The following is a 23388-nucleotide window of genomic DNA, read 5'->3' on the forward strand; positions in this document are numbered from 1 at the left end:
TTAACCGTTCTTGCGGTCTGCTCCGCGACGTCGTTACGGTCGAATTCCCTGCATGATCCACCCTGCAACGAGGAGAATCACCGTGCTGCGCAAACTCACGGGTGCGCTGGTGGTCGCCGTCGGGCTCATCAGCCTGCACGCCCCGACCGCCTCCGCGACGCCGGACGTCGAGGTAGCCGCTGTCCGAACCCTGACCTACAACGCCAGCGGTGCCGCGGAGTTCAAGGCCGCCGTCGACCAGGGCGCCCAGATCTGGAACTCCAGCGTGGTCAACGTCCGGCTCGTGTCGACCACGTCCAGCTCCGCCAACATCCGCATCATCGCCGACGACGGCTGGCCGCGCGCGCAGACGACCAGCCTCGGCAACGGCCGCGTCTGGATGGGCCGCCAGGCCACCGACCAGGGCTACAACGCCATCCGCATCGCCTCGCACGAACTGGGCCACATCCTGGGCCAGCCGGACCGCAAGCCCGGCCCGTGCACCAGCCTGATGTCGGGCAGCAGCGCGGGTGTGTCCTGCACGAACCCGTACCCGAACGCGCGGGAGAAGTCGGAGGTCGAGGCGGCCTTCAGCACCGCCAGGATCGGCGCGACCGCCGACTGGGCTCGCGAGTTCGTGGACTAACCGGTCCCACCGCCCCGGCGTCCCGTTCCTCCTGCGGAGCGGGGCGCCGGGGCTTTTCCGGGCCCTGGCAGGCGTCTCGCGGTCGCGGTATTCCGCGGGAGCGGTCCACGCGGCCACCCGGCCGGCCGTCCGCCGAACAGGTGGAGCACGCTCCCGGCTAGTACTCCTCGATCTCCGGCTGCGGTGGCAGCAGGAGGTCGACGCCGACCGAGCGGAGCCACTCGTCCTGCTCGCCGGTCGTCTCGTCGGCGATCACCAGCGCGCCCGTCGCGCGCAGCAGCGGGACCAGGGCCGTCGCGGCGGCCCTGGCCAGCGCGCCCTCCGGCACCGGGCCGAGCGCCACGGCGTGCGGTCTCGACGACTCCACTGTGGACAGTTCGGCCAGTGCGCCGGAAAGGTCGTGCAGCAACACCTTCACGCCGAGGTCGGCCAGCACCGCGAGGTTGTCCTGACCCTCCTCGCCGTGGAGCCCGCGCAGCGACAGGCTGAGCCACAACCGGTCAGGGGCCAGACCGGAGCCGGTCAGCGCGCGGCCGACGGTGGCGGTCAGGTCGGGGTCGCGGGAGTGGTCGGGCGACAGGCGGACGAGGACCGGGAGGTGCTCGCCCGGCTCGGCCGCCCTGGCGCACGCCTGCGTCAGGAGCGCGTCGCCCAGCGGGATGGTGTGGCCCAGTTCATCGCCCTGGAGCAGGACTTCCCCGTGCGTGACGACGGTGTCGTCCGGCTGCTCCCAGCGGAGCCGCGCGGTCAGCACCACGTCGTCGACGGCGTGGAACTCGGTGTAGACCTCGCCCGCCGCGAGCGCGCCGGGCAGCGTGGCGACCAGTTCCAGGCGCGGCCGGTCCAGCGCGTCCAGGTCGTGGTCGTAGTACGCCCACTGGCGCTTGCCCTTGGCCTCCGCGCGCCGCAGGGTGCTGTGCGCCTGGCGCACCAGGGTCATGGCGTCCGCGCCGCGCGCCGAGGTGCGGACGAAGCCCATGCCCGCGGACACCGCGGTGGTCCGCGTCGAGTCCACTTCGACCGGTTCGGTGAGAGCGGCGTCGATCCGGGCGGCCAGCTCGGAGATGCTCGGTGTGGTGGGGGAGTCCTCGATCAGCACGACGAACTCGTCGCCGCCCGCCCTGGCCACCATCGCGGCCTCGTCCGCCACGGCGGCGCTCAGCCTGCGGGCGACCGCGGTGAGGACCCGGTCCCCGGCCCGGTAGCCGAGGCCGTCGTTGAGCAGCGCCGTGCTGTCCACGTCGAGGTAGCACAGGGTCACGGTGTTCGGGGTGCGGAGCTTGCCGAGCACCTTCTCCAGGTGCGGCAGGAAGCTCTGCCAGTTCGGCAGACCGGTCAGCACGTCGTGCAGCGCCTGGAACCGCAGGTACTCCCGGAGCTGTCGCTGATCGGTCACGTCCTCCAGCACGGCCACGAAGTACTTCGGCCGCTCGTCGCTGTCGCGCACCACCGACAGCACCACGTTCGCCCAGATCTCGTCGCCCGCCGGACCGGTGAACCGGCGTTCGGACCTGGTGGTGTCGTCCAGCGCCGCCAGCATCGCGTGGCTCGACGTCCGCAGCGCGTCGAGGTCCTCGGGGGCGAACACCTCGTCGGGGGCGTCGACCTCGTGACCCAGTATCCGCGCCAGCGCCGGGTTCGCCTCGACCAGCGCGCCCGCGAGGTCCAGGATCGCGATGCCGACGGCGGAGCTGGAGAACACCTGCCGGAACCGCGCCTCGCTGTCGTGCAGGCTCTGCTGGGTCTCGCCGAGGGTGAGCAGCAGCGCGTTGCGGACCCGTTCCTGCTCCTCGAAGATCTGCTCCCGCACGGCGTTCGCGTACCCCGCGGCCAGCGCGCCCAGGACGAACACCACGCGGTCCTCCAGGTCGGGCACGTCCACCAGGTCCGGGTGCGTGCGCAGGGCGGGCCCCAGGACGTCCACCGTGGTCTGGAGGCTGTGCGGCCCGGTGTAGCGGGACTCCACCAGCCAGGCGCCGATGGCGTGCGCGGGTTCGGCGGTGAAGTCCTCGGCCCCGAGCAGGGCGACGAGCGCGGTCACGTGGCCGTCCACGTGCCGCCGGATCCTCCGGCGCGACGTGGGCGAGTACGCCGTGCGCGCGAGCGCCCTGGACCACCGCTCACCCGTGGGCGGGTGAGCGGGGCCGACCTCGGGCGGGGGCGGACCGTCCGAGGGCTGCGCAGCACCTGGGATCGTGCTCATCGTCGTTTCTCGGTGGGCGTCGTCCGGACTGGCGGGGAGGAGCGGCCGGGTGTCAGGGCTTCCGGCCGACCACCGCGTAGAGGTTGGCGCGACCGGGGTCGTCGCCCACCTCGTCCGGTGATTCGGGACGCCACTCGGGCGTCATCACCAGACCGGGTTCGATCACGTCGAAGCCGTCCATCATCCGCAGCACCTGTTCGGCGGTGCGCGGCGTGATCGGCTCGGCGGTGTTCCGGAAGACACCGGCGCCCGCGGCCATCGCCTCGGGCATCCGGTCCGGGGTGAAGTGCGACAGCGCCAGGTAGCTCCCGGAGCACAGCGCGTCGCGGTAGCGGGCCAGCACGCCCCACGGGTCGTCCTCGTCGGGGATGAACTGGAGCACGCCGACCGCGAGCAGCCCGATCGGCTGGTCGAGGTCCAGCGTCCGCCGCGTCTCCGGCGCGGACAGGACCGCGGCGGGGTCGCGCAGGTCGGCGAGGACGGCGGTGGCGTTCGGGTCGTCGGCGAGCAGCAGTTCGGCGTGCGTGATCGCGACCGGCTCGAAGTCCACGTAGACGACGCGGCACGTCGGGTCGGCCTCCTGGGCGACCTCGTGCACGTTGCCGACGGTCGGGATGCCCGAGCCGAGGTCGAGGAACTGGCGGATGCCGAGGTCCACGAGTTCGAGGACCGCGCGGCGCAGGTAGGCGCGGTTGAGGCGGGCCATGTCCCGCACCGGGAGGACCCTGATGAGCTGCTCGGCCGTGTCGCGGTCGGCGGCGAAGTTGTGGCCGCCGCCGAGGAGGTAGTCGTAGATCCGCGCCGAACTGGGCAGATCGACGTTGACCCCTTCGGGCACCCAGCTCACCCGGTCGACCATCCCGCACCGCCCACCCTCACCCGGATATCGCGAACGGGAATCACCTTACTGACCAATTCCATCGCCCGAACGGATGACAGGGCGGTTCACCCTTCTGCGCGGCAGAACACCGGCTGACGCGGTCGAGGAGCACGGCAGCCCCGTCGTGGACCGCGGGGGGAACACGACGGGGCTAGACGCAGATCCAGTCGGTCTGCGCGGTGGTGCCGTCGACGGTGCAGCGCAGGCGGATCGGGCCGGGCGGGGGCGGGCCCAGCAGGAACGAGCCGAACTCGTCGGCCGTGGTCTCCTCGGCGGGACCGCCGGGGGTGAGCAGCGCGACCACGGCCCGGCTCGGCGGCATGAGCTGGCCCGCGATCCCGGCCTCCGTCACCTCCACCTGCAACGAGAAGCCGTCCGCGTCGAACACGAGCTGCCTGGCGGTCAGCACGGCCCGCGCCCGGCCCGCCAGCTCCGTGTCGAGGATCGAGTCGTAGCTGGTGAGCAGCAGCAGCTCCTCGTCGATCGTCCGCCACGCGAACGCGGCCCGGCCGGCCTCCAGGTACGAGGCGGGCACGGAGGCCGCTTCGGTCAGCGCGGCGTGGAGGTCCCCCAGCAGGCGTTCATCGCTGTCCCAGTGCTGCACCGAGCACACCTCCCTCCGGGGTGGCGCCCGTGAACGCGAGGATCGCGGGCGTCTTGCGCAACTTGTTCAGGCAGCGGATCCGCGTGGGCCCGATGCTGCCGATCGGCATGTCGAGCTGGGCGCTGACGTCGGCGTAGCTCGGTGGCGGGTCGGCCATCAGCTTCGCCAGCAGCTCCCGGCACTGCTCGGACAGCATCCGGAACCCGTCCCGCAGCGCCTGCCGCCGTTCGGCCGCCAGCAGCTCGGCCTCGACGTCGCCCTGGTCCACGGCCACCGACTGCTCGTCGGTCGCCTGGGGGTCGAACGGCTGGGTCCGCTGCTGGAGCTTCAGCATGCGCAGGCACTCGTTGCGGGTCGTGGTCGCGATCCAGCCGGGCAGCGCGTCCGGCTCGCGGAGCCTGCCGATCTGCTCCACGAGCCGGAGCCAGAGCGTCTGGTTCACGTCCGCCGCGTCCGCCGGGCGCAACCGGTGCTGGTAGATCACCGACAGCACCAGCGGCGTGTAGCGGTCGACGATCTCGTTCCAGGCACGCTGGTCGCCCGCGCTCGCCGCCTCGACGAGCGCGGCGATCGGGGATGCAGGGGTCACGTCCCCTCCTCTTGTTCAGCAGGGACTGACGTGCCTGTCTGATGGCCGGCTCCGCAGCCGGGGACCTTCGAAATGCTGCCACAGGGTGCGGAGCGCCCAAGCGCTCGTCAGATACACGTCGGTGTCGTCTTTCGACCGATCAGGGGACCTGGACGCCGTAGCCGGGGTGGAATTCCGGGCCCGCCAGCAGCAGGTCGCGGGCCTGCGGCGCGCTGATCCCGTTCGCGGTCATCAGCGCGGCGATCGTCCCGGACACGTGCGGGGTCGCGAAGGAGGTCCCCGCCCAGTAGGCGTACCGGTCGAACACCTCGGGCGTCGGCTCGCCGGGCAGCTGCCACTCGCCCTTGAGGTAGGTGCTGCTGCGGTTGCCGACCGCGCACAGGTCCACCCAGTGGCCGTGGTTGCTGTAGCACGCCGGGACGATCGAGCCGTCGCCGTTCTGGGCCAGCGCGGCCACGCCGACGACGTTGGCCAGCGCACCGGGCCAGCTCGGCCGCTCGGTGCCCTGGTTGCCCGCGGACGCGACGACCACGACGTCCTTGGGCAGCAGGTTGACCGCGCGCCGGACGGGCTCGGACGCCACGTTGTCCAGGGTGAAGCAGCCCAGCGACATGGTGACGATCTGCACGCCCTGGCCGAGCCCGGTGATGGCGGTGGCGAGCGACTCCTCGTCGCCGAGGCCGTTCGGGTCGAGCGCGACCTCCGGGTCGAAGCGGACCCCCGGAGCGGCCTGCCGCGCGACGCCCGCGACGAACGTGCCGTGCCCGCCCTGGAGCGCGAAGAAGTCGCCGTGGTCGTAGGCCGTGTCGACGTCGTCGGCCTGCGGGGTGTACCAGCCCGCGAGCCAGTCGGGGTGGTCCGTCGCGGCGGTGGCGGAGATGCCGGTGTCGATCACCCCGATCGTCACGCCCTTGCCGCGGTCCGGCTTGCCCGGCTTGGGCAGCGGGTCGGTCGGCCGGGGGCGGTCGCCGGGGCAGCCGTGCATGTTGCCGCCGTGCCCGACGGTGAGGTGGTGCGGCTGGACCAGCGGGATGCGCTCGCCGGGCCAGGTCTTCGGGTCCCGCAGCAGTCGCACGATCCGCGGAATGTCGTCGCGATTGTTGGGGAGAATCACCCGTTCCAAACCGAGGAAGCCCTTGCCCAATTCGAATCGGAACCCGTTTTCGCGGAGTTTGGCGATTACCCGCTGGAGGTCCTCGGTGGTGACCAGCAGTTGGCCCGGACGGAACAGGAACTCCCGACCCGGCTCGGCGTGCAGCCGAATGCGTTCATCCTTGGCGATGAGCTGGTCAAGTGCTTTCAGGTAAAGCTCGGCGCGGTCCGACGATTTTGACACCAAAGCCTCACAACAACGTCGCGGAGGTGGACATGCGGCAACCGAACAGCGTGATCAAGCTACCACAACGACGTTCCCAATCATGGGACCGATAAAGTACGCGGGTGGCCGATGTTTCCGCCGCTGATGCGCTGGACGCGCGACAACGTGATCCGCACGCGGCAATCGAGATGGGCCGTTCGGCGCTGCGTCGCGCACGAACGGAGGGGGACGCCGAGGAGGCGTCGCTGGCCGAACGCGCCATCGGGCTGTCGTTCCGGGAACTGCACGACTTCGACGCCGCCGAACGCCACCTGAGGCGATCGATCCGGATCGCGAAAAATGCGGATTCGGCGCGGTTGACCGCACTGGCGCGGATGAGCCTGGCGTTCGTGCTGTCCAACACCGGCCGCCACGCCCAGGCGCTGCGCGCGATCACCGCGGCGCTGCCGGACCTGCACGGGCAGGACGCGGGCAGCGGCCGGACGACCCGCGGGATCGTGCTGCACTACCTGTGCCGCTACGACGAGGCGCTGCGCGAGTACAACGCGGCCGTGGAGGTCGTGCGGCGGTTCGACGACCGGCTCACCGAGGCGCGCGTGCTGAACAACCGCGGCCTGCTGCGGGCGTACACCGGTGGTCTGCGGGCGGCGGACGAGGACTTCGACCGGTCCGCGCTGCTCTACCGGGAGCTGGGGCAGGACCTGGCGGTCGCGGACGTGCGGTGGAACGCGGGCATCTCCGCGGTCCGGGCGGGCGACATCCCGCGCGCGCTGACGATGTTCGCCGAGGCGGAGCTGGAGTACCGGCGGCTGGAGGTGCCCCGGCCGCTGCTGCTGATCAACCGGCTGGAGCTGCTGGTGTCGGTGCCGCTGGTGGAGGAGGCGCGGGCCGCCGCCGACCGGGCGCTGGCCGAGATGAGCGGCCGCAACCTGGTGCTGGGCCGGTCGGAGGCGCTGTTCTACCGGGCCCGCATCGCCCTGCTGGAGGGCGACCTCGACCAGGCCGTCGAGTTCGCGGCACAGGCGCGCAAGGGGTTCCGGCGGGAGAAGCGCGAGGTCTGGGAGGCGGGCGCGCGGCACGCGGAGCTGCACGCGGCGTACCTGAGCGGCAGGAGGTCGCGGCGGCTGGGCACGGCGATGGCGACCGTGGCCGACCGGCTGGAGGGGCTCGGCTGGCGGACACCGGGCCTGGAGGCGCGGGTCGACGCGGCGCTGATCGCCCGCGACCTGGGCGACACCGCGCTGGCGCGCGAGCACCTGGAGGTCGCGGGCGCGGCCCGGCGTGGCGGCACGGCGGCCAACCGCGCGCAGGGCTGGTACGCCGAGGCGCTGCGCCGGGAGCTGGACGGCAACACCCGCGGCGCGCAGACGGCGCTGCGGCGGGGACTGGCGCTGCTCGACGAGTACCGGGTGTCCCTCGGCGCGGCGGAGCTGCGGGCGCTGTCCGGGGCGCAGGGCAAGGAGCTGGCGCTGGCGGGGCTGCGGGGAGCGGTCTCGACCGGGCACGCGGCGAAGGTGCTGAGCTGGGCGGAGAGCTGGCGGGCGGGCGCGCTGCGGATGACGCCCGCGCGGCCCCCCGAGGACTCGGCGGTGGCCGACGCGCTGGCCGAGCTGCGGGCCGTGACCGCCGACCTGGAGGGCGCGCTGCTGGCGGGCAGGGCGTCGGGGGCGCTGCGGCAGCGGCAGGTGCGGATGGAGCAGCGGGTCCGCGACCTGAGCCGCCAGGTCAGCGGCGGAGGGGCGATCCACCGGCCACCCGCCGTGCGGGACCTGGCGTGGGCGCTGGGCGACGCGGCGCTGGTGGAGTACGTGCACCTCGACGACGAGCTGCTCGCGGTCGTCGTGGCGGGCGGTCGGGCGTCGCTGCACCGCATCGGCGACGTCGAGGGCGCGGTGCGGGAGATCCGGCTGCTGCGCTTCGCGCTGCACCGCATGGTGACGCTGCCGACGTCGGTCGACCGGTCGCACCTGCGGTCGACCTCCGCGCACGCCGCCCGGCGGCTCGCGGACCGGCTGCTCGCGCCGCTGCGCGGCCGGGTCGACGGCCGGGCGCTGGTGATCGCGCCGACCGGTGTGCTCAACGGCCTGCCGTGGTCCGTGCTGCCGGGCAACGAGGGCCGCTCGGTGACCGTGGCCCCGTCGGCGACGGTGTGGCTGCGGGCGGCCACGCAGTCGCGCGTGCCGCGCCCGTCCGACCGGTCCGTGCTGGCCGCCGGGCCGCGCCTGCCCGCCGCGCCGACCGAGATCGGCGCCGTCGCCGAGCACGTGCCGGGCGCGCGGGTGCTGGTGGACGGGAGGGCGACCGTGGACGAGGTCGCCGCCGCGATGGACGGCGCGCCCCTGGCGCACGTGGCCGCGCACGGCTCGTTCCGCGCGGACAACCCGCTGTTCTCCGCGCTGGAGCTGGCCGACGGACCGCTGACCGTCTACGACCTGGAACGGCTGCGCACCCCGCCCGCGCGGGTGGTGCTGTCGGCGTGCGACTCGGGGATGTCCGCGGTGCGACCGGGGGACGAGCTGATGGGGTTCACCGCCGCGCTCCTCGGTCTGGGCACGGCGACGCTGATCGCGCCGGTCATGCCCGTGCCGACCGAGATGACCACGCCGCTCATGGTCGACCTGCACCGCAGGCTCGGCGAGGGCGTGTCGCCGGCCGTGGCCCTCGCCCAGGCCCAGCGGGAGCACTCGGACGGCGGCGACACGGCGTACTCGGCGAGCGTCGGCTTCGTCTGCTTCGGCGCCGGGTGAGCGCTAGCGTGGGCCGATGGACGCACAGGAGATGCTCGCGGTAGCCGTCGAGGAGGCCAGGGCGGGGCTCGCGGAGGGCGGGATCCCGATCGGCGCGGCGCTGTTCGACGCGCACGGGACGCTGCTCGGCCGCGGTCACAACCGGAGGGTGCAGGACGGCGACGCGTCCACGCACGGCGAGACGGCCGCGTTCCGCAACGCGGGGCGGCGGGCGAGCTACCGCGACACGATCATGGTCACGACGCTGTCGCCGTGCTGGTACTGCAGCGGGCTGGTGCGCCAGTTCGGCATCCCGCGCGTCGTGATCGGCGAGGCGACCACGTTCTCCGGCGGCCACGACTGGCTCGCCGAGCACGGCGTCGACATCGCTGTCCTGGACGACCCGGAGTGCGTGGCGCTGATGACGGACTTCATCGAGAAGCGGCCCGAGCTGTGGTTCGAGGACATCGGCGAGGACGGCGGGACGGGCTGAAACACCCCGTAACACGCCGCGTCGCGGCACGACACGTTCCGGACACGTGCCCTGGTGAAGATCACCCGGCATGTGGAGATGGCACGGTGGGGAACTGCTGCTGGACGAGGGCGTGGTGGCGGTCGAGGTGCCCGCCGGGTGGGCGGGGGAGGTGAGTCACCAGCTCACGTTCGCGGGGCCTCTCGGGCCGATCCTGGCGGCGGCGCGGTCCCGCTGGCTGTTCCTCGCGGACCCCGAGCCGGAGCCGCGGCAGCGCTACGTCCTGCCGCCCGCGGTGCGCTGCTGGGACGGGCCGCGGCGGATCGAGACCGGCGCGGCGCGCTGGGTGGTCGAGCCGGGGCGCAGCGCACTGCCCACGGTGGGGGCGGTGCGCTGCGCCATCCGGACGGTCAGGCGCTCGCTGGTCTAGCGCGAGTGCTTCGCAGCGGCCTCTTCGACGCTGCTGACCAGCGTGAACACGGAATCGAGGCCGGTGGCCTCGATCGGCCGCAGTGCGGCGCGGCTGGACGCGACGACGATGAACGCGATGCCGAGCTCGGACGCCCGCTGCTGGCCGACGACCAGCGCCTCCAGTCCGGCCGAGCCGAGGAAGCGCACACCACCGAGGTCGACGACCACGGTCCTGTTGCCCTCGGTCAACTGGTCCTGCAGCGGCAGGGCGAGCTCCTGGGCACTCGTCGTGTCCAGCTCGCCGGACACGTGCAGCACCACCATTCCGGGCTCCGCGCTGTTCAGCCGCACAGAAGCCAGGACGGCGGGCTGAGGCGCGGTCGCTCCCGTCGCTGTGGGGTCGGGCACACCGGTCTCCTCTCAGTTCGGGCTGCCGGTTCCGGCAGTCCACCTACGGTAGACCCGCTGGAGGCGGGTGGTCATCCCTAGTCCAGGGTCCACGAGACCAACTGGTCCACCAGCGTTCGCGGGTCGCTGTCGCGCCGGAGCGCCGCGCGCTGCCTCGTGGCCGCGGAACCGTTGGCGCGCAACCACGCCAGGTGCTCTTCCACAGTGGACAGCTGACCCGTCCGGCGCAGCGCGTCCGCCGTGTGGGCGACGAGCCGCGCCGCCTGGTCGTGCGCGGGCACCAGCTCGCCGGTGCGGGTGTCGACGCCCCGCCCGTCGATGCCGTCCCGCGCCGCGCGCCACGTCGCCGCCCGGAGCAGCACCGGGTCCACCGGCTCGTCCCGCGGGGGGTTCTCCGCGGCGGTCATCGCGAGCGCCCTGACCAGCTCGGCGAACACGGCGACCTCCCGCACGGTCAGCGGCAGGTCTGCGACCCTGACCTCCACGGTCGGGTGGTTGGCGGACGGGCGGATGTCCCAGTACACCATCCCCTTGTCCAGCAGCGCGCCCGAGGCGATCAGGGCCCGCACCAGCCGCTCGTAGTGCGCGGCCGACTCGAAGTGCGGCGGCGCGCCCGCTCCCGGCCACCTCGACCAGATCATCGCGCGCCAGCTCGCGTAGCCGGTGTCCTCGGTGTCCATGACGGGCGAGTTCACCGTCAGGGCGAGCAGCGTCGGCAGCCACGGCCGGATCGCGTTCGAGATCGTGATCGCCGTGTCCGCGTCCGGCACGCCGACGTGCACGTGGCACCCGCACACGCCCTGGCCGCCCAGGAGCTTGCGGTGCGAGGCCTCCATCAGCCGGTAGCGGGGGTCGTCGGACTCCGGCGGCGGGCCCGCCTTCCCGAGCGGCGGGATCGCCGAGGCCATGAGCAGGCAGCCCGCGGACTTCGCGGCCTTCGCGAGGTGCTCACGCCCGGCGCGGATCTGGTCGAGCAGCTCGCCAGGCGTCTCGCAGACCGGTGTGGCAACCTCGATCTGGAACGGGGTCAGCTCGCGCTGCACGTCGAAGGTGTCACCGGCCTGGGCCACCACCTCGGGCGCGAGGGGCACCGGACGTCGAGACACGGGGTCCACCAGGAAGAGTTCCTGTTCGACACCGACGGTCCAAAGGGGGGTCATGGTTGCCTGTACCCGTTCGGGTGGACCGCCAACCCCCGATCCGGGTTTGGATCCCGCACGGGTGGGCACAGGTCGATCATGAGACTCCGGCGCAGCGACGTGACCGGTCCCGGCTGGCGGCGGGCCAGGCGCGGTCGCGGTTTCACCTACACCGACCAGGCGGGTGCGACCGTCGCCGCCGACGCCCGCGAGCGCGTCACGTCGCTGGCGATCCCGCCCGCGTGGCGGGACGTGTGGATCTCCCCGCACCCCAACGGGCACATCCAGGCGGTGGGCACCGACGACGCAGGCCGGCGGCAGTACCTCTACCACCCCGCGTGGCGGGAGCAGCAGGACGCGGAGAAGCACGCGAGGGTGCTGGAGCTGGCGCCCGCGCTGCCCGCGTTCCGCGAGGAGGTGGCCCGTGCCATGGGCGGTTCCGGGTTGGGGCGCGACCGGGTGCTGGCGGTCGCGCTGCACCTGCTGGACCGGGGGATCTTCCGGGTCGGTGGGGAGAGCTACCAGCAGGACAACGGGTCGCACGGCGTCGCCACGCTGCTGCGGTCGCACGTCGCGGTGCGGAAGGACGTGGTGGAGTTCCGCTACCCGGCCAAGAGCGGCGTCGAGTTCGCGCGGTGCCTGGAGGATTCCGCGTTGGCCGCTGTCGTCCGGTCGTTGCGGAGGTCCCGGTCGGGGTCGGACCGGTTGCTGGTGCACCGGAGCGGGCGGGACTGGTGCGAGGTGCGGTCGGACGACGTGAACGAGCGGTTCAAGGAGATGGTGGGGGAGGGGTACTCGGTCAAGGACCTCCGCACGTGGCACGCGACGGTGTTGGCCGCTGTGGCGTTCGGGCGGGTGGAGAGGCCGGGGTCCGGGCGGGGGGTGGCCAGGGTGGAGGCGGCCGTGATGCGGGAAGTGGCCGAGGAGCTGGGGAACACGGCCGCCGTGGCTCGGAAGTCCTATGTGGATCCTCGGGTGGTGGAGGGGTTCGAGGAGGGGCGGACCGTGGGGGACGTCGTGCGGGAGGTTGGTGGGGAGTGGGAGACGGGGGAGGGGCGGAGTGCGGTGGAGAGGGCTGTGGTGCGGTTGTTGAAGGGGTGAGGTTGTCGGGTGGTGCGGCTGCTGGTCCCGTCGGGTCGGGGTGAGGTGGTCCGTCGGGTCGCGCGGCTGCCGGGTCGGGGTGGTGCTGGTCCTCGGGGATGGGGTAGCTGCTGGTCCCGTCGGATGGGGTAGCTGCTGGTCCCGTTGGATGGGGTGGCTGCCGGTCCTGTCGGAGGGCGGTGCTGCTGGGTCTGTCGGTCGGGGTGGCTGCTGGTCCCGTTGGATGGGGTGGCTGCCGGTCCTGTCGGATGGCGGTGCTGCTGGGTCTGTCGGTCGGGGTGGCTGCTGGTCCCGTTGGATGGGGTGGCTGCCGGTCCTGTCGGAGGGCGGTGCTGCTGGGTCTGTCGGTCGGGGTGGCTGCCGGTCCCGTTGGACGGGGTGGCCGCTGGTTCCAGCGGGGTGGCCGATTTGACTCGGGGGCCCCTCGGTTCGCCCCTTGATCGGGCTTGCGGGCAGAGGCGGTGGCCTGCCCGATCCACCAGCGCAAGGGGCAAATCCCCCGAGTAGAATCGGCCACGGTTTCGGGCAGTGGTCTCGATTTCGTTGTGGGGCGGGTCTTCTCGCGTCTTGCGTGCGTTGTGGTTCTGGACTGCTTCAGTCGCGCAGTAGTGCGCCTACGTCCTCGTGCAGGTTGAGGCGGTCGCCCACCAGGACTATGTCCGCGTGCGTGGCCACTGCCGCGTGGGGGAGTACTTCGTCTGCTCGTTGTTTGATCAAGCCCGTGTGCGGGGTCGCGGAGATCTGGTTGCCTGCCGGGTCCACCCACAGTGTTCGTTCGCCCACCACCGTGTCGCTGAGCAGCAGCGTGTCCACCGCGCCCGCGCTCAGTGCCGCCGAGACGGCTCGCAGGCCGTGCACCGCTGTGCCCGTCAGGCGGCTCGACTCGTCGCGGAAGCGGTCGACGATGGTCCTGTGCTGGTCGTGGTTGCGGCGGCTGGCCAGGTGGTGGACGACGTTGTCCAGGTTCGTGTTGCCGGAGCGGGGAGTGGCTTCGACCTCCACGATGATGTGGTTGTGGCCCGCCGGCAGGGCGTTCCTGAGGGTGCGGCGTGCGCGCAGCGGGCCCGCGAGGATCAGCAGCGGGGCGTGCAGCCAGGTCACCAGGCGGATCGCTTCCTCCGTGATGTCCGACAGTTCGGCCGCTCGCAGGCGTTCGCCGGTCGGGGGGATCCTGCCGCCCACGGTGGCCACCGCGACCGAGCGGCCGGAGTGGTCGACGCCTCTGAGGTCCGCTCCCAGGTGGTCCAGGTGCACGATCACGTGGGGGACCATCGGTTCCGCCAGGTCCACCAGGGGCAGCAGGTACGGGAGGGGGGAGAGTCGGGCCGTGTAGCCGTTCGGGGGGAGGGGGAGGTAGCGGTCCAGCACGATGCCGTCGTCGGCGATGATCAGGGCCCGGCCCGCCAAGCCCTGCGGGGTGGGGGTGGTCAGGACGGCTTCCGCGAGGACCGCGAGGGTCTGGTCGGTCGCGGACTGCGCTTCCAGTTGGTCTCGCATGGCGCGCCAGCGCAGGTCGACCAGGCTCGACGCGTCGTAGTACACGGAGGTGAACGGTCCGCTGCCGTGGACCAGTCCTCGTAGATCTCCGGTGTCCATGGCGGTGCTCCTCAGATCGGTTCCCGTGTGAGGTACCCCGCGGGGTGGGTGTTCACGCTTCGTGATGGCGCTTGAGCTGTTCCACGCGCACGCAGGCCTGGGCGATCACCACGGCGGCGAACCCTATCGCCAGGTGGACGAACCCGGCCGCGCTGTTGGCGTTGAACGGGCCGGTGCCCGCGACCTCGCCCGAGGGGGCGCCGATCGCGAACACGACCAGGTACACCGGTGCCATGAGGGCGCCGAACACGCGCGCCGAGCGGGGGCGCCAGCACATGGTGGTGCCGATCAGGCCGGTGATCAGGTAGATGGTGTTCTGCAAGGGGTTCACGCGCAGGCCGAGCACGTAGTCGGGGCCGGCGCCGGTGAAGTCGTCGAAGCCCGTGACGGCGAAGCCCGCCAGGCCGAACAGCAGCAGCAGGACGCTGAGCCCCAGGGCCGCGCGCTGCGGCCACGCCAACTCGGTCAACCGGGAGTCCGCCACGGCCACCACCCCATCCTGGAGGAGAACCCCAGTCCTACCACCAGGGGACCACCAGCGCTCATCCTTCTTCCAGCAGGTTCCGCAACCTCTCCAGCGACTGGGCCAGCAGGCGGGAGACGTGCATCTGCGAGACGCCGACGGTGCGGGCGATCTCGGTCTGCGTCTTGTCCTCGAAGAACCGCAGGATCACGATGCGGCGCTCGCGCTTGGGCAGGCCGCGCAGCATGGGGTTGAGGGCGTGGTGGAGTTCGGCGATCTCCAGTTCGTGGTCGTCCGCCTGGAGCTGGTCGTCCAGCTCCTCGTCCGGCAGGTCGTCCAGGGAGAGCAGGTGGTACGCGCTGCCGGCGTGCAGTCCCTCGTAGACGTCCTCGACGCTGACGCCGAGGTGCCGGGCGACCTCGCTCGGGGTCGGCGCGCGGCCCAGCAGCTCACCGAGCTCGGCTCGGGCGGCGTCGATGGCGAGGCACAGCTCCTTCAGCTTGCGCGGCACGCGGACGGTCCAGCACAGGTCGCGGAAGTAGCGGCGGATCTCGCCGGTGATGGTCGGCACGGCGAACGCCAGGAACTCGATGCCGCGGCCGACGTCGAACCGGTCCACCGCGTGGATCAGGCCGACCGCCGCGACCTGCCGCAGGTCCTCGGGGTTCTCGCCGCGGTCGGCGAAGCGGTCGGCGATGTGGTCGGCGACCGGCAGGTGGGAGGTGACGAGCAGGTCGCGCAGCTCCTGGAACCTCGGTCGTTCCGGGTCGGTCTTGGCGAGTTCGCGGAACACCGGTTCCATGGCGGGGTACTGGATCATCGCAACGCCGCTTCCCGCCGCCGCAGCTCGATGTGCAGCACGCCGTCCGCGTCGACCATCGTGGACGCCGAGTCGGCGAGCGAACTGATCACGCGCCAGCAGAACGACGTCGTCTTCGGCACCCAGGTGCTGGGCGAGGACACCTGCGCGCGGAACAGCAGCACGTGGTGCTCGACGGCGAAGTGGCACGTGAGCCGGGCGCCCTCGGCGGCCCGGCGGATGAGCAGCGAGCAGGCTTCGTCGACCGCCAGCACGAGCTCGGCGACGATGTCGGCGTCGAACGCCGCTCGATCCGCCATGCCCGCCGTGACGATCCGGATGCTGGGGAGATGAGCGGGCCCCGCCGGGACGCGGACGTCGAGGTCCGACGTCGTGGCGGGGCCCTGCTCCTGTGCGTTCATCACGCCATGTGCTGTCCGTCGTCGGCGCGGTGCTCTCTGGGCCCGCCCGCGGTGGGCGATCCCGGTCCGCCCAGGACGCCGGGTCCGGTGCGGTCGTGCGCGACGACGTCGGGCACCGTCGTGGTCGGGTTCACCTCGTCGGTCCGCTCGCCGGGTCGGTTGGACGTCACGACGCCGTCGTGCGGGGTGTCCTCCGCGGTGTGCTCGACGGTGCTCGCCGGGCCCCGGACGCCGACCGACTTCTCGATGGTGGTCACCAGAACCTCCTGGGGATTCGGTTGCCGTCGGGAGCGGAGTACCCAGAGGTTCGACGTCTACACATCGACCTGATCAGGTCCACACAGGACGTGACGACCCAGTCGTGGCAGGCCCGAGGTGTTGTCACGGAGCGTGAGCGGATTCTGTCGGTCGCGAAGGGTCTGGACCACGGTCGGCCGGTGGCGACCACGACGCCCGCTGTCGCACGGTCGGGCGACACCGCCGGGTGCTGCCGGCGGGCAAGGTGGACGGGTGGAACCGATCGAGGTCCTGGGAGTGGTGGCGCACCCCGGCGGGGTGCTGGTGCGGCGGCCGGAGCTGAGCGTCGGTGTGGTGCGGGCGGTGGCCAGACCGACCGGGCTCACGCTGGAACTGCTCTCGCGCGTCGCACGGGAGGTCGCGGTCCGGCCCCCGGTGGCGCCGCGGCACCTGCTGCCCGCCTACGACGAAGGCCTCGACCTGCGGGTGGGGTGGCTCGGGCCGGACGATCGGGCGCGGTGGGAGTACGTGGTGTCCGAGACGCGCTCGACCTCGCCCACCGCTCCCGCCGTCCACCGCGGCGTCTACCTGCTGCCGCCGCTGTTCGACGAGGTGTCGCTGGTGCTGGCCTGGCCGGAGATCGGCTTTCCGGAGGCGGTGCTCCCGCTGCCCCTGCCGTCGCGGGCACTGGTGGCGGCGGCGGGCACGTCCGTCTGGGACGGGCCGCGGGTCGGCGTGCCCGTGGCGGAGGAGTTCGAGCGCCACCTCGCCGACGCCGGTCCGCTCGACCTGGCGGTCGAGGAGGGCGTGGCCGTGGCGGCGCCCGTCGTGCTGCACGGTTCCGCCGACGCGGTCGTCGTGCTCGCCGGCGTGACGGTCGTCGGTCCGGTGCTGACCCTGGACGTGCTGAGCATCGCGCGGGGCACCACGGCGGTCGCCGTCGGCCTGCGCGCCTTCCCCGGAACCGGTCCGCCGCCGCGCGAGGAGGGCGCGAGCGTGCGGGCGTCCGTCGCCGAGGTGCGCGGCCGGGGCGCTCACCTGCTCCGACCCCACGGCGGCTCCGTCGGCGGTGGGAGCGGGCCGGGCCGGTTCCACGACCGCAGCACCTTCGTCGTGACCCGGCCCGACGGCGGTGTGCTCGACCTGCTGGTCTCCTGGCCGCTCGCCGGTCTCGCCGAGGTCCGGGCACGGGTGCCGCTGCGGGGGTAGCGGGTCAGCGGGCCAGCAGGTCGGCGGCCGACCGCGTGTTGATCACGCGGTCGGCGGTGACGCCGTTGGCCTCGGCGCGCTCGCAGCCGTGGACGAGCCAGTCGAGCTGGCCGGGGGCGTGGGCGTCGCTGTCGACGGCGAAGTCGCAGCCGGTGGCGACCGCGAGTCGCAGGAGGCGCGTCGGCGGGTCGCGGCGTTCGGGGCGGGAGTTGATCTCGACCGCCGTGCCGTGCTCGCGGCACGCCTCGAAGACCGCGTCGGCGTCGAACGTGGACTCGGGACGGCCCTTGCCGACCACGAGCCTGCCGGTGCAGTGGCCCAGGACGTCGACGTGCGGGTTCGCCACGGCCGTCAGGAGGCGCTCGGTCATCTCCGGCTCCGGCATCCGCAGCTTCGAGTGCACGCTGGCGACCACGACGTCGACCCGCTCCAGCAGCTCGTCGGTCTGGTCCAGCGAGCCGTCGTCGAGGACGTCCACCTCGATGCCGGTGAGGACGAGGAACGGCGCCAGCTCCACGTTCAGCTCGGCCACGACCTCCAGCTGCCTGCGCAGCCGGTCGGCGGTCAGGCCGTTCGCCACGGTCAGCCTCGGCGAGTGGTCGGTCAGCGCCACCCACTCGTGACCGAGGTCGCGGGCCGCCTCGGCCATCTCGCGGATCGGGCTGCCGCCGTCCGACCAGTCGGAGTGGGTGTGGCAGTCGCCCTTCAGCGCCGCGCGCAGCTCGTGGCCGCCGGACACCGGCTCGGGAGCGCCGACCTTGGCGAGGTAGGCGGGTTCCCGGCCCTCCACGGCGTCCACGATCACGCTCGCGGTGGCCTTGCCGATGCCGGTCAGGTCGGTCAGCGTGCCCGCGGCGACCCGGCGGTCCACCTCACCGGCGGGGAGCCCGGCGACGATGTCCGCGGCCCGGCGGAACGCCCGCACCCGGTAGGTGGGTTCGCCCGCGCGTTCGAGCCGGAACGCGACCTGACGCAGTGCCCGGAGGGGATCCACACCCCCAGTGTCCACCCGTTCGGCGGCAGGGCGCACCCGTCGCGGGCAACACGCCCGAAACGTGCGAGCGGGACAATCGGTCCGTGGGACCGTCCGAGCTGCTGGAGTCGTCGACCGTCGCGGCGTTCGACCTGTCGGCGCGCGGGCACGACCGCTTCGCCGTCGACAGCTCCCCCGCCATGGGCGCGGTCCTCGTGCAGCGCGCGGGGCTGCGGGACGGCGAGCACGTCCTGGAGGTCCGCTGCGGCCGGGGCTCGACGCTGCTGGCCGCGCTGGACGCGGTGGGGGAGAACGGCTCGGTGATGGGCGTCGACCACCGGCCCGGCATGGTGCAGCTCGCGGGCGCCCGCGTCCGCGCCCGGCACTGGAACGGGTCGGACGTGCGCCTGGACGACGCCGGGAAGCCGAACTTCCAGCCGGGCTCCTTCGACGTCGTGCTGGCCGACCTGATGATCGTCCAGCTGTCCGACCCGGCTGCGGCGCTGCGCCACTACGCGACCCTGCTGCGGCCCGCGGGGCGGATCGCGTTCAGCACCGTCGCCGCGCCCGACCCCGCCTTCACCCGCGCACTCGCCGCGATCGGCCGCTTCGCCCCGGAGGTGGGCGCGCGGCGCGGACCGTTCCACGACGAGGCGTCGATCCGCGGGTTCGTCACCGGGCACGGGTACGAGCGGGTGGTGATCACCGAGGACGTGCGGGAGATCAGGTTCCGCGATCCGGAGCACTGGCTGGAGTGGGTGTGGGCGAACGGGGGCCGCGACCTGCTGGCCCGCGTGCCCGCCGGGCACCTGCCCCGCGCGCGGGCCGCGGCCTTCGCCGAGATCGAGGCGGCGCGGTCGTCCGAAGGCGACCTGGTGCTCGCCACGGAGGTCCGCTTCACCGTGGCGGAACCGAGAAGTCCCGCCCACGTCTGACGTCGTCGGCCACGCGCCGGGATCCACTCGGGACGACCGCTCCGTCTCCTGTGGCCGCGCCAGGCCTTCTGAATCGAACGTGCTGGTGAAACCGTTGCCGTGCCGCGACGAGTGGACCAGGATGGCCGCCATGCCCCCACGCACACCCGTGCACCAGGTCGCGTCGAGACGCAAGCGCAGCAAGGGCGACCTGACGTCGCAGGCGATCCTCGACACCGCGGAGCGGCTGCTGGAGTCCCGGTCGCTCGACGAGATCGCGGTCGACGAGCTGACGTCGGGCGCGGGCGTGTCCCGGTCCACGTTCTACTTCCACTTCGAGTCGCGCGAGGCCGTGCTGCACGCGCTGTCCGAACAGGTCGCCGTCGAGCTGCACGGGTGCGCGGGCCTGTGGCTGCGGCGCGGAAGCGAGCCGCCGGAGGACGCGATCCGCCGGGCTCTCACCGCCACGGTCGCGCTGTGGCGCCACCACGGCCCGGTGCTGCGCGCCGCCATGCGCGCCCGCGACGTGAACCCCCGGATGCAGGAGTTCTGGTCCGACGTCGGCCGCCGCTTCGTCGACGCCGCGGCCGAGCAGATCGAGCGCGAACGCGCGGCCGGGGTCGCCCTGCCGGGACCGCCGGACGCGCGGTCGCTGGTGACCGTCCTGGAGCACATGAACGAGCAGGCCTGCTACGCGCAGTCGCTGTCCCGCCGTTCGCCGGTGCGGGACCGCAGGCTCGTCGACACGCTGACGACGGTCTGGCTGCGGTCGGTCTACGGCACCGCGTCAGCGCGGGGTCGGTAGGGACGTCGTCCACCGGAGCGCCGGGAACGCAGGCACCGGCCCGGTCACGCACGTCGAGCCGCGCACCACCGCCCGGTGCGCGGGAAGCGCGGTGTCCGGCGCGCGGTGCCCTCCACGCCGTCGACGCTCGTGGTCCCGTCCGTGGAACGCTGTGCTCAGAAGGGTTTTGCCCCACGAGGGATCACGGGACCAGTTTGCCCGGTGGTCGGAGAACGTCCGCCAGCCGCGCGAGCGCGCGTTCCACGCCGCAGGCGATCTCCTTGCTGCCGAACAGCTTGACCAGCACCCCGCGCACCGCCGACGCGGGCTCCTGGACGGACCGCGGCCGCACCAGCGTTCCCCCGCCCGACGGCTCCAGCTCGACCCGGAACACCGTGCTGGCCGCGAACACGGGTGCGGGCTCGCCGTCCACGCGTTCGGCGAGGTGCCGCCACGCCACGACCAGGGGTCTGCGGTGCTCGACCACCTCGGCGTCGACCTCGGACGGCCGCTCGCCCCACCGGCCGTGCCCGCGCCACCGCTGGCCGCACCCGCTGCCCGAGATGATGTCGACGCCCTCGGTGGGGCTGAGCCGCTCCGGAGCGCGTTCCGGCCTGGACACGAGGCGCCACACGCGTTCCGGCGACGCGGCCACCCGCCCGCTGCGCACGACTTCGATCACCGGCCTCACCGCCTCGGCGACCATCGTACGAGGCCGTAGGGTGTGAGTGCCCGTCAGCGGAGCTGGGAGGTGTCGTCGTCGTGCCGTCGATCTTCGGTCGGGAAGCCGAGCTGGCGGTGCTGCTCGACGCCGTCGACCGGGTGCCCGCGACCGGCGTGATCGCCGTGCTGGTGTCCGGCGAGGCGGGCATCGGGAAGTCCAGCCTGCTCGGCGCGGCCGTCCGCAGGCTGCGCGAGGACGGCCGCCGCGTGCTCGTGGCGGAGTCGGACGACCTCGGCCGCCGCATCCCCTACGCCGCGCTGACCAGCGCGCTGCGCGCGGCGGACGACCTGCCCGCCGAGCTGGACGAGGTGCGGCGGGCCGCGCTGGCGGCGATGGACCTGACCGAACCGAGCACGTTCGGCCGCTCGTGCGAGCTGGTGGAGCGGCTGCTGGTGGGCTCGGGACCGGTCACGCTGGTGCTGGACGACCTGGACCACGTGGACGACGACTCGCTCTCCCTGCTCGCCGTGGTGCTGCGCAGGCTGTCGTCCGCGCCGCTGGCGGTGCTGGCCGCCGCGCGCTCCCACGACCGCTCGGACCTCGTGGACCGCCTCGACCGGCACGCCGAGGTGCGCGCGCTCGCGCTGGAACCGCTGTCGGACGACGACATCGGCCACGTCGTCGAGGAGGTGCTGGACTCGCCCGTGGACGAGGCGCTCGCGCGGGAGGTCCGGCAGCGCGCGGACGGCAACCCGTTCTTCGCCACGGAGATCGCGAGGTCGTTGCGGGAACTGGACTTCGTCGCGATCGACGGCGACACCGCGCGGCTGACCGCGGCGCCGGACGACATCCGGCTCACCCGCGCGGACGCCGTGCTGCGCCGGGTCGCGCCGCTCGAACCGGACACCCGCGCGGTGGCGAGGGCGGTGTCGATCCTGCGGCGCGTGCGGTTGGACCAGATCGGCCTGCTGGCCACCGTGGCGTCCCTGCCGGGCGCGACGGTGGCGCGGGCGTTCGACGACCTGCTGCGCGCGCACGTCCTGGTGCGCGACGACGACCGCGGCTACCGCTTCTCCCACGAGCTGGTCGGCGAGGCGCTGTACCAGGAGGTCGGTCCGGCGCAACGGCGTCGGCTGCACGGACTGGTCGGCGCGCGGCTGCTGGCCGACCGGGAGAGGGGCCTGCCGGTCGACCTCGTGCGGCTCGCGTGGCACCTGGCCGAGTCCGCGGACCCCGGTGACGAGGTGGCCGTGCGGGTGCTGACCGAGGCGGCGGCCCTGGCCCGCGCGACGGCACCGGAGACGGCGGCCTCGCTGTGCGAGCGCGCCCTGCCGCTGGTGCCCGCGGGCTCACCGCGGCACGCCGAACTGCTGGCGCTGCGGTGCCGGGTGCTCGCGCGGGCGTCGCGGCCCGCGGCGGCGGTCGAACCGGGACTGGCCGCGCTCGCCGCGCTGCCCGCCGGTCCGGACCGCGACCGGGTCACGACCGCCGTCCTCTCCAGCCTGTTCGCCGTCGGCAGGCTGGACGAGGCGCTGGCGCTCGCCGACGACGAGATCCGCGCGGGAGCCGCGGCGCCCGCGATCCTGGCGCAGCGGGCGCTGCTGCTGGTGTTCACCGGCCGCTACGACGACGCGCTGGCCGAGAGCGAGCGGATCGAGGCGCTGCCCGCGTTCGCGCCTGCCGAGGGCGTGGTCGTGTTCGAGCAGCTGGCGATGGTGGCGTCCATGCTGTTCCAGCACGAGAAGACGGTGGAGTACGCGAACCGCGCGCTGCGGGCCAGCGACGGCCAGCCGGTGCTGGAGCTCCAGGCGCTCGCGGTGTGCGCGTCGACGGCGGCCCTGTCCGGGCTGGTGCACGACGCGGACTGGCGGCTGCGCCGCGCCGAGCTGCTGGTGGACGACATCGGCGAGACGGCGTTCCGCGGCGAGCTCCAGGTCACCGGGGTCGCGCTCGACTGGCTCGGCGGCCGGTGGGACGCGTGCGTCGACCGGCTGGGGAGCGCCACCGCGGAGCTGGGCACCCGGCAGGAGCTGATGCTGCTGGAGGGCGTGCGGGCGATCGAGCTGGAGATCAGGACGTGGCGCGGTGAACTCGACCTCGCCGCCCGGCTGGCGGCCACGGCCCCACCGGTCAGCCCGACCATGTCGCGGCTCTACGCGATGGCGCTCGCCGGGTACCTGGCCGCGCGCGGCGACGTCGACGGCGCCCGGCACGTGGTCGAGACGGCCGTGGACGCGCTCGGCAAGGCCGCCTACAGCTGCGTGCTGCTCGGCCGGATGATGGAGATCGACCTGGCGCGCGGCGACGCCGACGGCGCCCGGCGGGTGCTGGACCGCTTCCGGGAGGTCTCCGAACTGCGCGGCGCGCCGTGGACGCGGACGACGTTCCTGCGCGTCACGGGAACGGTCGAGCGGGACGCCGACCTGCTGCGCGGCGCCGTGGACGAGGCGGCCACGGGCGGGCTGGAGTTCGAGAAGGCCCGCGCGCAGCTCGCGCTCGGCCTGGTCGACGGCGCCGCGGTGGACGACCTGACCGAGGCGTACACGACGTTCCAGCGGCTCGGCGTGCACGGCCCGCGCAGGCGGGCGGGCGCGCGGCTGCGCGAGCTGGGCGCGAAGGTGCCGAGGGCGCGGACCAGGGCGCCGGGCCTGCTGACCCCGGCCGAGGACAACGTGGCCAGGCTGGTGCAGCAGGGGATGCGCAACCGCGACATCGCCGCCGCGCTGCACTACAGCCCCCGGACGGTCGAGGTCTACCTGTCGCGGGTCTTCGGCAAGCTGCGCGTCTCCTCCCGCCTCGAACTCGCCCGCGTCCTGGACGCGATGCCTTAGTTGTCGTGGTCTCCGTACTT

The 23388-nt window shown here is 73.3% G+C and carries 24 protein-coding genes; 10 read left to right on the plus strand and 14 right to left on the minus strand.

Annotated features, from left to right (window positions below):
- Positions 1–82 precede the first annotated feature (82 nt).
- Positions 83–625, plus strand: a complete 543-nt coding sequence (locus VFZ92_RS03100; RefSeq protein ID WP_330874129.1) for a snapalysin family zinc-dependent metalloprotease — start codon at positions 83–85, stop codon at positions 623–625.
- A 157-nt stretch (positions 626–782) separates the two neighbouring features.
- Here the strand turns inward: VFZ92_RS03100 and VFZ92_RS03105 are convergent, their stop codons facing one another.
- The 5 genes from VFZ92_RS03105 to VFZ92_RS03125 form a co-directional block, all read right to left on the minus strand.
- The gene (locus VFZ92_RS03105; protein WP_330874130.1) at positions 783–2828 is read right to left on the minus strand and encodes a diguanylate cyclase domain-containing protein; all 2046 of its coding nucleotides are present in this window, start codon (positions 2826–2828) and stop codon (positions 783–785) included.
- Positions 2829–2880: 52 nt separating this feature from the next.
- The gene (locus VFZ92_RS03110) at positions 2881–3675 is read right to left on the minus strand and encodes an SAM-dependent methyltransferase (protein ID WP_330874131.1); all 795 of its coding nucleotides are present in this window, start codon (positions 3673–3675) and stop codon (positions 2881–2883) included.
- Positions 3676–3859: 184 nt separating this feature from the next.
- Positions 3860–4312: a hypothetical protein gene (locus VFZ92_RS03115; RefSeq protein ID WP_330874132.1), complete on the minus strand. Its 453-nt coding sequence runs from the start codon at positions 4310–4312 to the stop codon at positions 3860–3862.
- The gene (locus tag VFZ92_RS03120; protein WP_330874133.1) at positions 4290–4901 is read right to left on the minus strand and encodes a sigma-70 family RNA polymerase sigma factor; all 612 of its coding nucleotides are present in this window, start codon (positions 4899–4901) and stop codon (positions 4290–4292) included. Before VFZ92_RS03120 ends, VFZ92_RS03115 begins: the two co-directional genes overlap by 23 nt.
- 139 nt (positions 4902–5040) lie before the next feature.
- Positions 5041–5886: a S8 family peptidase gene (locus VFZ92_RS03125; RefSeq protein ID WP_330874134.1), complete on the minus strand. Its 846-nt coding sequence runs from the start codon at positions 5884–5886 to the stop codon at positions 5041–5043.
- 9 nt (positions 5887–5895) lie between these two features.
- Here VFZ92_RS03125 and VFZ92_RS03130 point away from each other — a divergent pair, with 9 nt between their 5' ends.
- From VFZ92_RS03130 to VFZ92_RS03145, 4 genes are all read left to right on the plus strand, one after another.
- Positions 5896–6234 (plus strand): hypothetical protein, encoded by a 339-nt coding sequence (locus VFZ92_RS03130; protein WP_330874135.1) that lies wholly within the window; start codon positions 5896–5898, stop codon positions 6232–6234.
- A gap of 107 nt (positions 6235–6341) precedes the next feature.
- Complete coding sequence (locus VFZ92_RS03135) at positions 6342–8966, plus strand: CHAT domain-containing protein (protein ID WP_330874136.1); 2625 nt, start codon at positions 6342–6344, stop codon at positions 8964–8966.
- Between the two features lie 16 nt (positions 8967–8982).
- Positions 8983–9438 (plus strand): nucleoside deaminase, encoded by a 456-nt coding sequence (locus VFZ92_RS03140; protein ID WP_330874137.1) that lies wholly within the window; start codon positions 8983–8985, stop codon positions 9436–9438.
- Positions 9439–9508: 70 nt separating this feature from the next.
- On the plus strand, positions 9509–9847 hold the full coding sequence (locus VFZ92_RS03145) for a hypothetical protein (RefSeq protein WP_330874138.1): 339 nt from the start codon (positions 9509–9511) through the stop codon (positions 9845–9847).
- Here the strand turns inward: VFZ92_RS03145 and VFZ92_RS03150 are convergent.
- Both VFZ92_RS03150 and VFZ92_RS03155 read right to left on the minus strand, forming a co-directional pair.
- Complete coding sequence (locus VFZ92_RS03150; RefSeq protein WP_330874139.1) at positions 9844–10236, minus strand: STAS domain-containing protein; 393 nt, start codon at positions 10234–10236, stop codon at positions 9844–9846. The genes VFZ92_RS03145 and VFZ92_RS03150 overlap by 4 nt on opposite strands.
- 77 nt (positions 10237–10313) lie before the next feature.
- Positions 10314–11396: a glutamate--cysteine ligase gene (locus VFZ92_RS03155; RefSeq protein ID WP_330874140.1), complete on the minus strand. Its 1083-nt coding sequence runs from the start codon at positions 11394–11396 to the stop codon at positions 10314–10316.
- Between the two features lie 78 nt (positions 11397–11474).
- Between VFZ92_RS03155 and VFZ92_RS03160 the strand changes: the two genes are divergently transcribed.
- Entirely contained in the window at positions 11475–12476 is a 1002-nt protein-coding gene (locus VFZ92_RS03160) for a DNA topoisomerase IB (protein ID WP_330874141.1), read from the plus strand.
- 594 nt (positions 12477–13070) lie between these two features.
- Here the strand turns inward: VFZ92_RS03160 and VFZ92_RS03165 are convergent.
- From VFZ92_RS03165 to VFZ92_RS03185, 5 genes are read right to left on the minus strand one after another with little or no spacing between them, the layout of a single operon-like run.
- On the minus strand, positions 13071–14072 hold the full coding sequence (locus tag VFZ92_RS03165; protein ID WP_330874142.1) for a hypothetical protein: 1002 nt from the start codon (positions 14070–14072) through the stop codon (positions 13071–13073).
- Positions 14073–14124: 52 nt separating this feature from the next.
- Positions 14125–14562, minus strand: a complete 438-nt coding sequence (locus tag VFZ92_RS03170; protein ID WP_330874143.1) for a DUF4383 domain-containing protein — start codon at positions 14560–14562, stop codon at positions 14125–14127.
- 52 nt (positions 14563–14614) lie between these two features.
- A complete protein-coding gene (locus tag VFZ92_RS03175; RefSeq protein ID WP_330874144.1) occupies positions 14615–15355 on the minus strand; it encodes a SigB/SigF/SigG family RNA polymerase sigma factor in 741 nt (246 codons plus the stop codon).
- Entirely contained in the window at positions 15352–15756 is a 405-nt protein-coding gene (locus VFZ92_RS03180) for an ATP-binding protein (RefSeq protein ID WP_330874145.1), read from the minus strand. Before VFZ92_RS03180 ends, VFZ92_RS03175 begins: the two co-directional genes overlap by 4 nt.
- Positions 15756–16013 (minus strand): hypothetical protein, encoded by a 258-nt coding sequence (locus VFZ92_RS03185; RefSeq protein ID WP_330874146.1) that lies wholly within the window; start codon positions 16011–16013, stop codon positions 15756–15758. The genes VFZ92_RS03180 and VFZ92_RS03185 overlap by 1 nt, the downstream gene beginning before the upstream one ends.
- 253 nt (positions 16014–16266) lie before the next feature.
- Between VFZ92_RS03185 and VFZ92_RS03190 the strand changes: the two genes are divergently transcribed.
- Positions 16267–17202, plus strand: a complete 936-nt coding sequence (locus tag VFZ92_RS03190; protein ID WP_330874147.1) for a hypothetical protein — start codon at positions 16267–16269, stop codon at positions 17200–17202.
- 4 nt (positions 17203–17206) lie between these two features.
- Here VFZ92_RS03190 and VFZ92_RS03195 read toward each other — a convergent pair whose 3' ends face one another.
- Positions 17207–18196, minus strand: coding sequence for a PHP domain-containing protein (locus VFZ92_RS03195; RefSeq protein WP_330874148.1), 990 nt, complete (start codon positions 18194–18196; stop codon positions 17207–17209).
- Between the two features lie 83 nt (positions 18197–18279).
- Between VFZ92_RS03195 and VFZ92_RS03200 the strand changes: the two genes are divergently transcribed.
- Together VFZ92_RS03200 and VFZ92_RS03205 are read left to right on the plus strand one after the other, a co-directional pair.
- Positions 18280–19110 (plus strand): class I SAM-dependent methyltransferase, encoded by an 831-nt coding sequence (locus VFZ92_RS03200; RefSeq protein ID WP_330874149.1) that lies wholly within the window; start codon positions 18280–18282, stop codon positions 19108–19110.
- A gap of 130 nt (positions 19111–19240) precedes the next feature.
- Complete coding sequence (locus VFZ92_RS03205) at positions 19241–19894, plus strand: TetR/AcrR family transcriptional regulator (protein ID WP_330874150.1); 654 nt, start codon at positions 19241–19243, stop codon at positions 19892–19894.
- Between the two features lie 181 nt (positions 19895–20075).
- Here the strand turns inward: VFZ92_RS03205 and VFZ92_RS03210 are convergent, their stop codons facing one another.
- The gene (locus VFZ92_RS03210; RefSeq protein WP_330874151.1) at positions 20076–20555 is read right to left on the minus strand and encodes an SRPBCC family protein; all 480 of its coding nucleotides are present in this window, start codon (positions 20553–20555) and stop codon (positions 20076–20078) included.
- A gap of 80 nt (positions 20556–20635) precedes the next feature.
- Here VFZ92_RS03210 and VFZ92_RS03215 point away from each other — a divergent pair, with 80 nt between their 5' ends.
- Positions 20636–23368, plus strand: a complete 2733-nt coding sequence (locus tag VFZ92_RS03215; RefSeq protein ID WP_330874152.1) for an ATP-binding protein — start codon at positions 20636–20638, stop codon at positions 23366–23368.
- The last annotated feature ends 20 nt before the right edge of the window (positions 23369–23388 follow it).

Origin of the sequence: Umezawaea sp. (assembly GCF_036375055.1) — a bacterium.
Lineage (GTDB): Bacteria > Actinomycetota > Actinomycetes > Mycobacteriales > Pseudonocardiaceae > Umezawaea.

What these genes read in the sequence shown, in the direction of transcription:
- VFZ92_RS03105 (WP_330874130.1), bottom strand. Translation starts at nt 2,828, where the DNA reads ATGAGCACGATCCCAGGTGCTGCGCAGCCCTCGGACGGTCCGCCCCCG.
- VFZ92_RS03125 (WP_330874134.1), bottom strand. Translation starts at nt 5,886, where the DNA reads ATGCACGGCTGCCCCGGCGACCGCCCCCGGCCGACCGACCCGCTGCCC.
- VFZ92_RS03140 (WP_330874137.1), top strand. Translation starts at nt 8,983, where the DNA reads ATGGACGCACAGGAGATGCTCGCGGTAGCCGTCGAGGAGGCCAGGGCG.
- VFZ92_RS03145 (WP_330874138.1), top strand. Translation starts at nt 9,509, where the DNA reads ATGTGGAGATGGCACGGTGGGGAACTGCTGCTGGACGAGGGCGTGGTG.
- VFZ92_RS03155 (WP_330874140.1), bottom strand. Translation starts at nt 11,396, where the DNA reads ATGACCCCCCTTTGGACCGTCGGTGTCGAACAGGAACTCTTCCTGGTG.
- VFZ92_RS03160 (WP_330874141.1), top strand. Translation starts at nt 11,475, where the DNA reads ATGAGACTCCGGCGCAGCGACGTGACCGGTCCCGGCTGGCGGCGGGCC.
- VFZ92_RS03165 (WP_330874142.1), bottom strand. Translation starts at nt 14,072, where the DNA reads ATGGACACCGGAGATCTACGAGGACTGGTCCACGGCAGCGGACCGTTC.
- VFZ92_RS03175 (WP_330874144.1), bottom strand. Translation starts at nt 15,355, where the DNA reads ATGATCCAGTACCCCGCCATGGAACCGGTGTTCCGCGAACTCGCCAAG.
- VFZ92_RS03180 (WP_330874145.1), bottom strand. Translation starts at nt 15,756, where the DNA reads ATGAACGCACAGGAGCAGGGCCCCGCCACGACGTCGGACCTCGACGTC.
- VFZ92_RS03205 (WP_330874150.1), top strand. Translation starts at nt 19,241, where the DNA reads ATGCCCCCACGCACACCCGTGCACCAGGTCGCGTCGAGACGCAAGCGC.